The following is a 261-nucleotide window of genomic DNA, read 5'->3' on the forward strand; positions in this document are numbered from 1 at the left end:
TTCTGTCATAGCCCCACGGGTGAAACAAGTAACACTGATTACCCCAAACTTTCGGGTCAAGATTCAACTTACCTCTATAACACGATGAAAGCTTACCAAAGCGGAGATAGACAAGGCGCTTACGCAGAAATGATGCGAGCACAGCTCAGTAAGCTCGATGATCAAGACTTGAGAGATATAGCGGCTTTTTATGCTTCACAACATTAGCGGCTCCCACCTTTATAGAGCAATCATCAACTGAATAAACATCACCACTTCGCC

General features: G+C 44.4%; 1 protein-coding gene. It reads left to right on the plus strand.

Annotated features, from left to right (window positions below; translation table 11 throughout):
- The coding region (locus tag AB4512_RS23485) for a cytochrome c (protein WP_372175929.1) at nucleotides 1–207 on the plus strand (207 nt) is incomplete at its 5' end.
- Between the last annotated feature and the right edge of the window lie 54 nt (nucleotides 208–261).

Source organism: Vibrio sp. 10N.222.52.B7 (assembly GCF_041474275.1).
GTDB lineage: Bacteria > Pseudomonadota > Gammaproteobacteria > Enterobacterales > Vibrionaceae > Vibrio > Vibrio crassostreae_C.